Raw genomic sequence first — 13,469 nt, 5'->3', positions numbered from 1 at the left:
GTTGGATGACTTCGCGAGACGTCTTGAAGTATCGAAACGGATTTTGGATCATGCGGCCAACTTAGTACATAGATTCAAGCACGTGTTCCGCTGACAATGCCCTCCCATGAGCTCGTGGACTATATCAAAGACAACAACATGAGCCACGTCAGAGGCGCACCCTACCATCCCCAGACACAGGGGAAGATCGAACGTTGGCATCAAACGCTCAAGAACAGGATCCTATTAGAAAATTACTTTCTGCCGGGAGACTTGGAGCGTCAGATCGAGGGCTTCGTGGAGCACTACAATCATGAGCGTTATCACGAGAGCCTGAGCAATGTGACGCCGGCCGATGTCTACTTCGGACGGGCACAATCCATTTTAAACCGCAGAGAAAGGATCAAAGCTAAAACTATCGAACACCGACGCATGTGCCGCGTAGCAAATCCCTTGGGGCAATACCGCAAAGCCGTCGCCTAATATCAACCCACACGATGAGCAAAGTCTCTCTTAGCCCGGGCCAGAATCTGGGACAAATTATATGACGACGGACATGATCAGTATGTGTTACAACGCGTTCACTATATTTAAGTTCCTCGGCGCATCAAAACCGAACAATACTCGTTAGGGTCAACGACCCGCGTTTTGTGTATCTTTGTTTTGCATTAACATGAACAGCAATGCCGCCGAGCAAGAGATTAGTAAGAACCCGTTGAGCGACTCCGCGCCAGCAATAAATCTTAGATGTCCGGTTGGGTAAATGTCACCAAGACCGAGGGACGTATAATTGACAAGCGAGAAGTAAAACGTGTCCATAAAGGTCATCGGACCGTCCAAGCCGTTGAAGCTACCAAGCCCAACGCTTTGCCCAACTTTAAAGCCGATGGCATACAGCCCCGTCTCAAAGATGTGAGCGCACGCCACTCCGAGAAGGGCAATCTGTAGGCGCAGGCCTTGGGACAAATTTGAGGCGAGTAGATATTTATGCAATGCGGACATAACGCCGTAATGCACGGCGCCGCATACTATAAATAAGACCACAGTTATGAGAATTGCTGTGATCACCCGTCCGGCCCCAACGCATGGCCTTCTGAGCCAAGCTCTTCGTCCCGTCTCTTTCTGAGATAGAAGAATTCCAAGGCATAAATGCCGACGAGACCTATGGCTGCGATGACTAGGATGAATGGGTCGGTCATGGCTTTGAGAGAGACAAAAGCCACCAACGCAACAATATCAAAAACAATCGCCAGCAGTAGGATGGGCGCTTTAGCCCCGACGTCATAGCGTAGGTATTTGAATACGCCCCAATGAATGACAATATCCATCAGTAAGTAAAAAATTGCGCCGAGAGAGGCAATGCGGGTGAGATCAAAAAAGGCTGCTAAAAGGCCTGCCATTACGACAGTGTATATCAACAGGTGCGTTTGCAAGTCCCCCGGCAAGCCAAAGTGTCGGTGCGGTATCAATTTCATTTGCGTGAGCATCGTCAACATTCGGGACACCGCGAAAACACTCGCCAGTAATCCGGAGGCCGTTGCGATAACGGCTATCACGACCGTGAACAAAACCCCTTTATCCCCGAGTGTGGGGCGAGCCGCCTCCGCGAGCGCGAAATCCTTGGCGGCGACGATCGCCTCTATATCAAGCGCGCTACCAACGGCAAAAGCCACGGCCATATAGACCAGCAGACAAATACCGAGAGATATGATGATCGCCCGACCAACATTCTTATGCGGATTGCTAACTTCGCCCCCGGAATTTGTAATCGTTGTAAAGCCTTTGAAAGCCAAAATTGCCAGAGCGATGCCCGCCACAAAGCTTAGAGCGGAGATAGATGTGCCGTCTGATTTAGGCATCAAATCTATGGTTCCGCCCGTTCCCCATAAGACTAAAACGGCGAACCCTAATATCCCGCCAATTTTTATTATGGCTGTTATTTTGGAAATCCCACCGATAAATTTATTGCCCGCTATGTTCATCAGAAAAGCAAAAAAGATTAAGCCCAAGGCTAAAGCTGGAAGGAGTAAACCCGTTTTCTCAACGTCGAATATTTGGAGGCTGTAAGACGCAAAGGTTCTTGCCACGAGGCTCTCATTGATGATCATGGACGAGACCATCAGCAAGGCGGCCGCACCTGTGATGGTTGACGGGCCATAGGCTTTTTTCAAGATCATCGCGATCCCGCCGGACGACGGATATTTATTGGAGACCTTTACGTAAGAATAGGCGCTAAAACCGCTAATGAAGGCCGCAATGAGAAAAGCGATTGGAAAGGCGGGTCCCGCGAGTTCTGCGATTTGTCCGGTCAGAGCGAATATCCCGGCGCCAATCATGACGCCGGTTCCCATCGCCACAGCCCCCATCAAACTGAGGGACCCTGCTTTATAGCTCTCCTGCTTCATCTCCATGGACCCGCCCCTAAAGACGGACGCGCCGTAAGCGGAGCGCGTTGGCAATGACGGACACCGAAGACAGGCTCATCGCTGCGGCGGCAATCATCGGGCTTAAAAGGATGCCGAAGAACGGAAACAAAATGCCTGCCGCGACGGGAACACCGAGCGCATTATAAATGAAGGCAAAGAACAGGTTCTGGCGGATATTGCCCATGGTCGCACGGGACAGGTGCCTCGCTTTGGCAATGCCGAGAATGTCGCCTTTGACAAGCGTGACGCCGGCGCTCTCCATCGCCACATCCGTACCGGTGCCCATCGCGATCCCGACATCAGCTTGTGCCAAAGCTGGGGCATCATTGATTCCGTCGCCAGCCATAGCGACGATTTCACCTGCGCTTTGAAGTTCCCGAATAATCCGGTTTTTATCTTCAGGCGAAACATCTGCGTGAACGACGTCAATGCCAATTTGGCGAGCGACCGCGTGGGCCGTCCCTGCACTATCGCCCGTTAGCATGACGACCTTCAAACCGTCGGCGTGCAAACGTTTGATCGCCTCTGGCGTTGTCGCTTTAATCGGATCAGCGACGCCAATGAGCCCCGCTGGCTGGCCGTCGAGCGCGACAAACATCACGGTCTGACCTTCTGATCGATATGCCTCTGCGGCCTTCGCCAAATCAGCATCAAAGGCCCCGATACGTTTCATCATTTTATGATTGCCGATCGCAACCTGCTTGCCACCAAAGAGGCCTAGCGCGCCTTCGCCTGTCACGGACTCAAACGCCGTGGCATTGTTGAAACTCACACCGCGGTCCCGAGTCCCGTCAACAATGGCTTGGGCTAAAGGATGCTCACTCGCTGTCTCAACAGCCGCCACATACGATAGCAGCGTATCCTCAGTCAGATCGCCTTTGGGTTTGACGGTGATGAGTTTCGGTTTTCCTTCGGTCAACGTCCCGGTTTTATCGACAACGATTGTTGTTACTTTTTCGAGGATCTCTAGCGCCTCAGCATTTTTGATCAGGATGCCATTCTGCGCGCCCTTACCGGTACCAACCATAATCGACATCGGTGTCGCCAACCCCAGGGCGCAAGGACACGCAATAATCAGCACCGCGACCGCGTTGACAATCGCAAAAGCCATGGCGGGGTCAGGGCCAAGTGCCGCCCAAACAACAAATGTGAAAAGGGCAATCAGGATCACCGCCGGAACAAAGTAACCGGACACGGTGTCTACTAATTTTTGAATCGGCGCGCGGGACCGTTGAGCTTCTGCGACCATACGCACGATTTGCGCGAGCAAGGTGGCGTCGCCGACACGGGTTGCGGTCATAATAAGGCCGCCCGTGCCGTTGACTGTTCCGCCTGTGACAGGATCTCCGGTCTGTTTCTCAACGGGGATGGGCTCGCCCGAGACCATGGACTCATCAACGCTGCTATGGCCGTCTAAAACCTCACCATCGACAGGCACTTTTTCTCCCGGTCGAACGCGAAGATGATCCCCGGTTTCCACAAGACCGAGATCTATATCCTCTTCCGTGCCGTCCTCTTTAATCCGTGTTGCCGTTGGGGGCGCGAGTTCAAGGAGGGCGCGAATGGCCCCGGACGTCATTGACCGGGCTCGCAGCTCCATAACCTGACCTAACAGAACAAGCGTCACAATCACGGCGGCGGCTTCGAAATAGACGGCGACATGGCCCGATGCACTCCGGAAATTATCCGGAAAAATGTCAGGCAAGAAAACTGCGATCAGAGAATAAATGAAGGCAACGCCTACGCCCAAGGAAATAAGCGTGAACATATTAAGGTGACGAGTTTTAAGGGATTTCCAGCCGCGTTTGAAAAACGGCCACCCACCCCAGAGAACGACAGGCGCTGCGAGCGGAATTTGCAGCCATTGCGCCCAAGCGTCCGGCACAAGGCCGTCTAAGGGCTGACCCGGAATAAGGTCACTCATGGCATAGATGAATAGAGGAAGGCTAAGCAGCGCCGACACCCAAAAGCGCCGCGTCATATCATCAAGCTCGGAGGTGTCTTCTTCATCAGTCAGCGAGATGTGCTCTGGCTCCAACGCCATGCCGCAAATCGGGCATCCTGTATTGGAGACCTCCCGCACCTGCGGGTGCATGGGGCAGGTATAAACCATGCCCGAATGACCTACAGGGACGTGATCATATTTCGCATCATCCCCAGCAGGGACATCGCCGCCGGAATGACAGCTATCATGATCTTTATGGGAGTGATGCGATTGGGTCATTTGGCGCTCCGACGGTTAAAGAAGTTGTAGAGAGGCACGTAGATGACGGCAGTCAGCCAGCCATAAAAAGCGACCCAAACCAAGCCAATGAGATAGCCAATAATTGACCACTCAAAGCCGGGTAAAAACGGCTCCCAAATCTCGTGCATATGAAGGCTCATGGGCAAAATGAGGCCCCAGAGGACGCAGCCCGTAAAGATGATGATAAAGAACAGCGAAAGCGCGGCTCCGACAGGAAAAACTCTCATTGCCCTGCCCCGTCACCTTGGGTTTGCATCATGGCGCAATGACCCGCCATTTTCTCATGATCCATCTTGGCCTTGCCCATCATGTCATGGTCCATCTTGTCGTGGTCCATAGTTCCAGCTTTGTGGGCGTCACATTTTTCCTGCATTTTGGCTTTCATGTCTGGCATCTTTTCCATGCAGGCTTGATGTTTTTCCATCATCTCAGGCGACATCATTTTGTGGTTCGACATGTCGCCCATCGCTTCGCCATGACCGGCCATCATCGTGTCGTGCATGGCTTGGCAATCCGCGTGCATCGCCATTTTTTCAGCATTCATAGGGGTGTTGGCAGACGCCGCGTCGCCCTTTGTAGTCGTGGTCGCACATCCGGCGAGCAGCGTGAGTAACCCTGCACCAGCTATCAAAATTGTCCGTTTACGTCGCGTTTGAGAGTATGTCATATTTGGTTCCTTCTCTCTGTTTTGAACACGACCCGGTCCTTCAAGAGGCGAGCCTTCATGTTCTGAGTTCGCGTGGCGTCTTGATGCGTCGTGCGAACTCGGTCCTCAATTAATCGGCACGCGCGGTTTTACCCGCACAGCAGCAAGCGCGCTTGGCCGACCGTTGTGGTTTTGGAGCGCAGCAGCTTTTGTTAGCAGGCGCTTTCGTTTCAGCTTTTGATTGTGAGCCTGACATTTCATCGTCCTTTCAAGGGTTTCGTCAGCCTAGATATAATACCTATAGGGGGTATATCAAGACTAAGGGTGTTCCGCTCCTTGATTTTCAGACATAACAGCCGCCTTTCGCCGTTTTTTAGGCTTCAGCCGCAAAGCAGGCTTCTCGATCATATGCCAACTTCCCGCTGACATACTGATCCAAATCGGCGTGGACATGAGCGCAAGACCAAGCGGTCCGGTGTCTGGCCGCAGAAACATCACGGCCTGCATGACGGGATAATGCCAGATATAGATGCCGTAGGAATAATCCGGCAACGACACGACCGAGCCGTGTGCGGTGTCCGAAAGACCAATCCGAAGCATGAGCCCTGTCAGAGCCAGAGTTCCCAACAGCTCGCCGCCAAATCCCCCACCCAGAAACAGAAACGCGACAATGGCGCCGAGCACAAGGAGCCAATGCGGCCTGCGCGCACGCGGCCATTGCCAGAGACACATGCCAAGCAAAAAGGCGGATGACAGACGAAGAAGTGGCAATAAACCCTGAGGCAGTGCACTGAAATCAATCATGAAAGGCAGCGCGAGATATAGTATTTGCACAATTACGAAAGCTGCCAATGTCATCAAGCGGCTTTTGAGGATTCCAGCTGCAAACCCAATCGCGGCCATGATGTAAGCGGCTATTTCATAGCGAATAGTCCAGAGCGGCCCGTTGAAATCCGCTTCTAGATTGCCCGCAAATATTCCGCTCGGTGCATTTTGAGGATCGCCTAGGAATAGAACACGGACAACATAGGACCAGACATCGCCGGACAATGCATTATCAATGCCCCCCGGACGGGCGAAGACCGTTGAGAACACGAAAGCAAAGGTCAGCAGCAGGACGATCAACGCCGGGTAGATGCGCAACGCCCGTGAAATGGCATACATTTTCAGGTCCCGCCGCAAGTCAAGGCTTTTTGCGATTAGCATCCCACTCAGGACGAAAAAACCGTTCACGGCCATATAGCCGCCCGTCCATTGATGAACGCGGACCGGCTCATAAGCCGTCGTCAAGAGATAGACATGACCGAGCGCGACAAGGCTCGCGAGTAACCACCTGACGGCAGTAAGGTGGTTGGACCCCATGAGCGGATCGCGGGGTATATTAAACGGTGTGACAGCAACCATTTTACCGCCCCCCGTCCGCGTCATGGTCATGGTCATGATGCCCGTCCGAGTTATCGTGAACCTCCGGTGCGGAAACTGGTGTTTCAGGCTCAGGTTTAGGCATTGAGGCGTCGCCGCCTTTCAGAGGCGTGCTTGACCAATGAATATGGACAATTTTCCAGTCCTTGCCCTCACGGCGCAAGGTCATGGTTTCCATCATCGCGTTATGTACGTTTTTGCCTCTGTAATTTCCGACCATTTCTGACTGAGTAATGACGGTGGCCATATCGGCGCTTTCCAGCACATCGCGCTTAATCGTTTGAGTGGTAATGCTGGCTGTATAGGCCATGTCAGACTTCATATGATGACTGGCATATTCGGCAAATGAGCGCTCTGCGCCGCCGCCCTCGGCAATGATGGCGCCCGGAGCAAATAGGGTTTTTAATCCCGCCGCGTCTTGTGCGCGTAAAGCCTGTCCGAATTGATCGGCGACTGCAGCGGGGGAGCCGTTTAGTGCAGGGGGAACGTTGATAGAGGCTGCGTCAGCATCGTGGTGGCCGTCCGCATTGTCATGACCATTGCTCATGGACTCTGACCCTGGCGCGTCTGCACGGGGTGACGCTAACACATTGCCATGATCGTGATCGTGTCCGTCACTGGTGACAGTAGGTAGGCTCTGAACACCAATACCATATTTGAAAACAATATTTCCGCCCCACCATGCCGTGACAGAGAGCGATAAGGCTGCCGCCGCCAATAATGCGAGAAATATCCCGCTCGGCGGGCGCGCCCGTTTCATCAACCTCCAGATTGCCAGAAGAATGATGGCTGTGCCGGACGGAACAGCCCAGTTTCGATGCGTGGTCATCGCGGCGTGGGACGGTCCGTCATGGGCCACAGTGTAATAAGCATAAAATCCAGCCGCGATTGTCGCGACAATCGCTACAGCGCCAAAGGCCAGCATCCAGTCCCCAGCGGATTGCGTGCTATCTTTGCGGGGGCCGTTCGGCAGTAAGCGACCCAACACATAGACCGCGAGTGAACTCAAGCTTAGTGCGTAAGCAAAATGCACCAAAACCGGATGGATGTTCGGTTCGAGGAATCCTCCCATAATAACCTCCTAGTACCAAGTTCGCAGGCCGATCACGGCCACAATGTCATCAGGATCACCGCCACCGGCGCGAACGAAGTCTGCCGTGTCACCAAGGCTCTTTTGCCACTCCACGCCGATATAAGGCGCAAATTCGCGTTTGATTTCGTAGCGAAGACGAACGCCCGTATCAAAATTGGTGATACCGGAGCCGATTCCCAATTCAGGAATATCGGACGCCGAAAACCCGACTTCAGCGCGAGGCTGCAAGGTGATCCGCTGCGAAAACCGAAGCTCATATTCAGCCTCGACGGAGGCAGATAGATCCCCGCCTGAAGACAGAAATGCTGCGGCATCGACTTCGAACCAATAGGGCGCAAGTCCTTGTACGCCCAAAACCGCATGGGTCCGGCCTTTAGGGGCCAAGTCATAGCGAACGCCGGCTTGGACATCCCAAAACGGCGATATCGCGCGCGACCATATGGCCTGCACTTCGGCGTCTTCGATCTCATTATCTGCTAGGGAATACTCGCCTTCGGTTTTAATCCAAAATTTATTGAGATCGCCGCCATACCAGCCCTGCGCGTCCCACAAAAATATGCCGTCGCTTCCTGTGCCCTGCCATTCCAGACGGTCGCCCATTATCATATAATTGGGCGTTGCGCCGTTGTTTTTCTGAACATGGTCACGGGCTTTGGCCATTTCTTCCGCGCCCCAATATTTATCTGCCATCGACCAAGGAGGGTTGTCGGTGTCATCAGCAAATGCCGGTAACGCGGTTGTGCTAAGCGCTACAATTGCGAAGGCGCTTGTCGTTAGGAATGTGATCGGACGCATTACTTCATCCCTTTCATGCCGGTGTGATCCATCTTTGAATGATCCATTTTAGGCGCAGCGGCTGATTGTTGTGGGTTGGGCAAGACCGAGACGACCTGCATCATACCGGCGTGCATGTGGTAAATCAGGTGGCAGTGAAACGCCCAGTCTCCGACATGCTCGGCGCTAATATCGACGGATAATTTTTCGCCCGGTTTCGTCACAATCGTATGCTTGCGCGGCCTGTGAGTGCCATAGCCGTCATCATAATCAGGAATGACGACATCAAAAAACATGCCGTGCAAATGGATCGGGTGGGGCATCATTGTGTTATTCACGAGGGTCAGGCGAACGCGTTCGCCTTCCATGAATTTGATCGACTCCGTGACTTCCGAGAACTTCACGCCGTCAAAGGACCACATGTAGCGTTCCATATTCGACGTGAGGTGCACAACGACCTCGCGGCCCGGCTTTCGCATGTCCGGGTTGGGCTCAAGGCTGCGAAGCTGGCTATAAGTCAGAACGCGGTGCGGCACGTCCGAGAGCCCGATGCCGGGTTCATTCAGACGGTTGGTTGGCATGGCCGCAACATTCACCACACCGGGGCCAACCTCAATATCAGCCTCAATTTTTGCGAGTTGCACGGGCGGTCCATTCGGATTGGGGCCATGGCTCATTGAGCCCTGCCCCATTGTGTCAGACTTCCTACCCGCCATATCACCGCTGCCCATATCATGGCCCATGGCCGAATGGTCCATCTCAGCGGCTGGTTTGGCGTTCATGCCCTCCATACTGCCGTTATCCATGCCGCTCATCCCGCCCATAGACGAATGATCCATGCCCATGTCTTTCATAGTCAGGACGGGAACGGCGCGAAGCCTTGGGGCTTGCGCGCGCATGCCGGGCTTTGGACCCAGCGTGGCAACGACCTGACCGGAGCGGTCAATCGACTCAGCGACAAAGGCAAAAGGTTTGGCCTCGGTCGGCTCGACAATCACGTCATAGGTTTCCGCGACACCCATCTGAAATTCATCGGTCTCAATCGGACGCACGTTCAGGCCGTCGGCCTGAACCACGGTCATCGGCAGCCCAGGCATACGCACATTGAACAGTGTCATCGCGGCCGCGTTAATGATGCGGAGCCTCACACGTTCACCGGGATTAAACACCATGTTGAAGTTATCAGCCGTGCTGTGACCGTTGATCACATAGGTGTAGGTTTCGCCAGTAACGTCCGCGAGGTCATTGGGCGACATCCGCATCGCGCCCCACATGCCTGTCAGGCCTTTGGTATCGCTAACCGTAGATTGATTGAAATTCAGGCTCTCGGCGTTCTTCTTCAGCTTGGCAAAAATACGGTGCGGGTCGGTGAACGTCCAGTCGCCCAATACCAACACATATTCACGGTCATATTTGACAGAATCAGCGCCTTTTGGATCAATAATGATGGGCCCGTAATGGCCACTTTGTTCCTGCAATCCGCTATGGGAGTGATACCAATATGTGCCGTTCTGCGGGACCGAAAATTTATACTGGAAGGTCTCGTTCGGCTTAATGCCAGGGAAGGTGACGCCGGGAACGCCGTCCATTTGAAACGGCACTAACAGCCCGTGCCAATGGATCGACGTGTCGGTGTCCAAAGTGTTTGTAACATTGAGCGTTATATCGTCGCCTTCGCGGAAGCGGATCAGCGGCGCGGGGACGCTACCGTTCACGCCCACAGCCATTGCCACGCGGCCATTGATGCGGGTTTTAAACTTGGACACTGCCAAATCAAAATCTGTTCCCGTCAGTGCGGGGATGCCCATATTGCCCATCGACGCGGGCCGCGCCCAAGTGGGAACGAGCCCCGAAACGCCGAGCGCTGCGCCGGCCCCGAGGGACGTCGTGAGAAATTTACGGCGGTCAAACATGATGAAATCCATTTGAAAATCTAGAAACATAAAGAGGGAGCCGCTTAGGGTTTCATCCCGTGACGGCCCGGTTCGCCGTGGTTCATGCGGGGGGCGCAGAGGCCTGCAATCACGGTCTCGCTGACAGTCGGACACAGCTCGACAAGGGGTAAGCTGCCGTCTTCGGCACGGTGCAGCGTGAACTGAACGCGCTGGCCTTTTTGCAGATCATTCAAATTAACATTGTCTCCGACGGGGAACATCATCGTCATGGCCGGCCAGCGAATGGCGGGAATAGCATTGTGAGAAAGGCTGACGCCCCGACCGCTCATATCAATGCGGTCAATGATACCCGTGGCCTCAATCATATGCTCAGCGCGATCACTCATCATAGTTTCATGGTTCATCTGGCTCATATCATGGCCGGAATGGGCGGTTGTTTGGGCAAAGGCTGGAGCGCTTAACAGCGTTGCCAAAAGAGCGGGTGCCAATAGGCGCGTACTCATACTCATGTCGTTTTCCTTGGGTCTGGTTTGGAAAGCCTGAGGGCGTTAGACGGCCTCAAGGTCGCTTGCGTAAAAGCGGCAATGCCAAGGAAACAGTGATGGGAGGGTGTATGAACACGCGCCGATGTGACCTTGGCATTACCAAGGCTGGTCGCGGGTCTGCCATTGGGGGAAAGGCAAATCGCGCACAGCCGCAACCGCGTAAAGGCTCAGAGCCTCACGCAATCGCAAACGGGCGCTTCTAAATTAAAGAGCGGGTATGGAGGGAAACAGGCGTTTGGCTCGTGAGTTGCCTTGGCGGATCTAGCCACCTGAGCGCGGCAAGGTTAGTCCCCGCCATATTTGCGCGGTGGGTGCTGGATGGCATGACATGAGTAGGCGTATATTCGCTAGCGCTGGTGAAGGCTGATGGACTGACATCGGCACTGAAAACCAAAACAACGGCACCGTCACAATGTGAACAATCAGCCTGATGGTCATGTTCGCCGTGATCATGTTCTGGATCGCTCTGCTTAATCATGTCATGGTAAGACGGTTCTGGCAGATCGTGCTCGTCCATATTGCTCATCTGATGAACAGCAGACAAAGACGTCGGAACAGTACTTGCGCTTGAAGCGTCTGGCAGACATGGACATATGAGATGCGCAATGCCGAACATAATGGCAAAGGCGAGCACAAAGCCTGATTTGATATATCCGCTAACCATTCGGTGAAACGTCCTTCCGACAGAATCGCTATACCCCGATACGGTATTTGTCAATTGAGCCCTTTGTGAAGAAGCGCGCCATCAGCGTGAGTTACGACAAGTCTAAAAGCCCATCACATGCAATCCTTGAAAGAGGCACAGCATGACACATCTCACAACGACCGCTTTGCCTGCTTTCACCAGTCGACCTCGCAGCTTACTGCGGAGACATCCATAACAGCATAGACCATAACAATATGGAGGCTTCAACAATGGATAAAGGCCGGATGGAAAATACTCGGGGCCATACGAAATTAGACCCGCGTCGCTTTTATCGTTGCTTCTTCACGGCTCGCTTACGGCGGGTAAATCATTAAACGAGGCAATGAGACGACTAATCATCCTATTCCCCACGGCATCACGTCTCACACCTTGAAAATCGGGTCGACACATCTAAATCTAGAGCATTGGATGTTTTCGACTGGAAAGTAAGATGTGTCGCAAAAAACAATAAACCGCCTCAAGCGATCCGAAGGACAAATCCGAGGCATTATCAAAATGCTAGAAGACGACCGCTATTGCATTGATATTTTAACCCAAATTCAAGCAGTTAAGGCTGCTATCGCACGCGCAGAATCCCAAATTCTTAAAGAACACGCTGCAACGTGTATCGAACACGCTATCTCTTCCGGAAACGAAGATGAGCAGAGAGTTAAGGTTGGAGAGCTCGTTGATCTTTTTGACAAGCTCAAACGCTAAACGCAGTTCAAAACAATGCTGACCGCATATGAAAGCGTCGAAAGAACACCAAGAATGATACACGGGCAGCATCGACCACCAGACCGACACCCCAAGAGAAACTAAGCTTTCGTCCATCCCGTGACTTTGAAATTGGAGTGAAGCTTGGCTACTCTAAGGGGAGCATTGTCAGGGAAAAATGATTTTGAAGCGATGCTCTAGGGTCGGCTCATGACCAAATACCCGTTCCAATACTTCAAAACACCCCGTCAAATGATCCAACTAGTCGTTATGATGTGCCTAACGTCGAACAAAACCCTCTTAAAGCCCGCTAAAAAGGCCTCCTGGTTTGTCATCGCCTGAATGTCGGGACTCCCCATTTCCATCGATCCAAAACAGGATCGGCGTCCCCCCCAAACAACTTCTGCGCTTCCACGCCGTCCGGCTCCATTCGAGCAGCTGGGAGAAGGCATCCACCTGATCGTCATGACGTGAACTTGGAAAGGCGAGCAGTTCTTTCTTAAATCCCGCGAGCCAATGCGCCTCTTCAGGTAAGAATAACTGGCCAGCCTCCACCATTGAACTTACGCCCGCTGCGCGCGTGAACTTGTCTGCTTCTGGTGTCCGCGCAATCGGATTGGGAACGCCTCGCTCACTTCCTGCGCGTATCGACTGGATCAATTGGGACCCTGACGCCTTGTCTTCTATCAGAAGGGTCTTGGCTTCATGGATCCTTGCGAGCTCAACGGTTTTACGAAGCAGCGCCGGAAACTCCACCCGCCCCCGCCAAACATCAATGATATGAATGTCTTTGCGCCAGATGCGCGCCGTGATGCAGACAGAATAGTCATTCGCGCCCCCCGTTTTGATGGCCGTATCCCACGATTGAACAATTTGTCCTTGGGATTGGCTGTTGCCTTCGTCCGTCCCTGTTCCGGTGATCTTCAACCAGTCCGCCTTGTCTGACGTCAGCGCTCATGGCACAGATTTGAGCCTGGGCTAAGAGAGACTTTGCTCACCTCCATCCTTATGGAGTGAAGCATGAGACAGACTAAAACAACGT

General features: G+C 53.3%; 13 protein-coding genes and 1 pseudogene. 2 read left to right on the top strand and 12 right to left on the bottom strand.

Annotation, left to right across the window (positions count from 1 at the left end):
- Window positions 1-108: 108 nt before the first annotated feature.
- A pseudogene (locus tag IE105_RS14975) lies at window positions 109-462 on the top strand (integrase core domain-containing protein); the annotation flags it as partial.
- A gap of 150 nt (window positions 463-612) precedes the next feature.
- Here IE105_RS14975 and IE105_RS14970 read toward each other — a convergent pair.
- The 11 genes from IE105_RS14970 to IE105_RS14920 all read right to left on the bottom strand — a co-directional run bounded on the left by IE105_RS14970 (window position 613) and on the right by IE105_RS14920 (window position 11,689).
- Window positions 613-996, bottom strand: a complete 384-nt coding sequence (locus IE105_RS14970; protein WP_233354209.1) for a potassium channel family protein — start codon at window positions 994-996, stop codon at window positions 613-615.
- Window positions 997-1,043: 47 nt separating this feature from the next.
- Window positions 1,044-2,384: an APC family permease gene (locus tag IE105_RS14965; RefSeq protein WP_189499699.1), complete on the bottom strand. Its 1,341-nt coding sequence runs from the start codon at window positions 2,382-2,384 to the stop codon at window positions 1,044-1,046.
- 16 nt (window positions 2,385-2,400) lie between these two features.
- A complete protein-coding gene (locus IE105_RS14960; protein WP_189499697.1) occupies window positions 2,401-4,629 on the bottom strand; it encodes a copper-transporting P-type ATPase in 2,229 nt (742 codons plus the stop codon).
- Entirely contained in the window at window positions 4,626-4,877 is a 252-nt protein-coding gene (locus IE105_RS14955; protein WP_189499696.1) for a hypothetical protein, read from the bottom strand. Before IE105_RS14955 ends, IE105_RS14960 begins: the two co-directional genes overlap by 4 nt.
- Complete coding sequence (locus IE105_RS14950) at window positions 4,874-5,317, bottom strand: hypothetical protein (RefSeq protein WP_189499695.1); 444 nt, start codon at window positions 5,315-5,317, stop codon at window positions 4,874-4,876. Before IE105_RS14950 ends, IE105_RS14955 begins: the two co-directional genes overlap by 4 nt.
- 297 nt (window positions 5,318-5,614) lie before the next feature.
- A complete protein-coding gene (locus tag IE105_RS14945) occupies window positions 5,615-6,736 on the bottom strand; it encodes an acyltransferase family protein (protein ID WP_233354207.1) in 1,122 nt (373 codons plus the stop codon).
- Window positions 6,702-7,790: a DUF2231 domain-containing protein gene (locus IE105_RS14940; RefSeq protein WP_189499694.1), complete on the bottom strand. Its 1,089-nt coding sequence runs from the start codon at window positions 7,788-7,790 to the stop codon at window positions 6,702-6,704. Before IE105_RS14940 ends, IE105_RS14945 begins: the two co-directional genes overlap by 35 nt.
- 9 nt (window positions 7,791-7,799) lie before the next feature.
- A complete protein-coding gene (locus IE105_RS14935) occupies window positions 7,800-8,606 on the bottom strand; it encodes a copper resistance protein B (RefSeq protein ID WP_189499693.1) in 807 nt (268 codons plus the stop codon).
- Entirely contained in the window at window positions 8,606-10,498 is a 1,893-nt protein-coding gene (locus IE105_RS14930; RefSeq protein WP_189499692.1) for a copper resistance system multicopper oxidase, read from the bottom strand. The genes IE105_RS14935 and IE105_RS14930 overlap by 1 nt, the downstream gene beginning before the upstream one ends.
- Before the next feature lie 44 nt (window positions 10,499-10,542).
- Window positions 10,543-10,989, bottom strand: coding sequence for a copper-binding protein (locus IE105_RS14925; protein ID WP_189499691.1), 447 nt, complete (start codon window positions 10,987-10,989; stop codon window positions 10,543-10,545).
- A gap of 235 nt (window positions 10,990-11,224) precedes the next feature.
- Window positions 11,225-11,689: a hypothetical protein gene (locus IE105_RS14920; RefSeq protein ID WP_189499690.1), complete on the bottom strand. Its 465-nt coding sequence runs from the start codon at window positions 11,687-11,689 to the stop codon at window positions 11,225-11,227.
- 474 nt (window positions 11,690-12,163) lie between these two features.
- Here IE105_RS14920 and IE105_RS14915 point away from each other — a divergent pair, with 474 nt between their 5' ends.
- On the top strand, window positions 12,164-12,427 hold the full coding sequence (locus IE105_RS14915) for a metal-sensitive transcriptional regulator (protein WP_189499689.1): 264 nt from the start codon (window positions 12,164-12,166) through the stop codon (window positions 12,425-12,427).
- A gap of 300 nt (window positions 12,428-12,727) precedes the next feature.
- Here the strand turns inward: IE105_RS14915 and terL are convergent, their stop codons facing one another.
- A complete protein-coding gene (terL, locus tag IE105_RS14910; RefSeq protein ID WP_189499688.1) occupies window positions 12,728-13,354 on the bottom strand; it encodes a phage terminase large subunit in 627 nt (208 codons plus the stop codon).
- Between the last annotated feature and the right edge of the window lie 115 nt (window positions 13,355-13,469).

The sequence above is a fragment of the Algimonas arctica genome (genome assembly GCF_014652695.1).
In the GTDB taxonomy this organism is placed as follows: domain Bacteria; phylum Pseudomonadota; class Alphaproteobacteria; order Caulobacterales; family Maricaulaceae; genus Litorimonas; species Litorimonas arctica.
This window is presented reverse-complemented; position numbering and strand designations above follow the sequence as displayed.

Excerpts from the sequence above, each read along its gene's own strand:
- IE105_RS14920 (WP_189499690.1), bottom strand. The coding sequence starts at position 11,689 with ATGGTTAGCGGATATATCAAATCAGGCTTTGTGCTCGCCTTTGCCATT.
- IE105_RS14945 (WP_233354207.1), bottom strand. The coding sequence starts at position 6,736 with ATGACCATGACCATGACGCGGACGGGGGGCGGTAAAATGGTTGCTGTC.
- IE105_RS14965 (WP_189499699.1), bottom strand. The coding sequence starts at position 2,384 with ATGAAGCAGGAGAGCTATAAAGCAGGGTCCCTCAGTTTGATGGGGGCT.
- IE105_RS14925 (WP_189499691.1), bottom strand. The coding sequence starts at position 10,989 with ATGAGTATGAGTACGCGCCTATTGGCACCCGCTCTTTTGGCAACGCTG.
- IE105_RS14935 (WP_189499693.1), bottom strand. The coding sequence starts at position 8,606 with ATGCGTCCGATCACATTCCTAACGACAAGCGCCTTCGCAATTGTAGCG.
- IE105_RS14940 (WP_189499694.1), bottom strand. The coding sequence starts at position 7,790 with ATGGGAGGATTCCTCGAACCGAACATCCATCCGGTTTTGGTGCATTTT.
- IE105_RS14950 (WP_189499695.1), bottom strand. The coding sequence starts at position 5,317 with ATGACATACTCTCAAACGCGACGTAAACGGACAATTTTGATAGCTGGT.
- IE105_RS14930 (WP_189499692.1), bottom strand. The coding sequence starts at position 10,498 with ATGTTTGACCGCCGTAAATTTCTCACGACGTCCCTCGGGGCCGGCGCA.
- IE105_RS14960 (WP_189499697.1), bottom strand. The coding sequence starts at position 4,629 with ATGACCCAATCGCATCACTCCCATAAAGATCATGATAGCTGTCATTCC.
- IE105_RS14955 (WP_189499696.1), bottom strand. The coding sequence starts at position 4,877 with ATGAGAGTTTTTCCTGTCGGAGCCGCGCTTTCGCTGTTCTTTATCATC.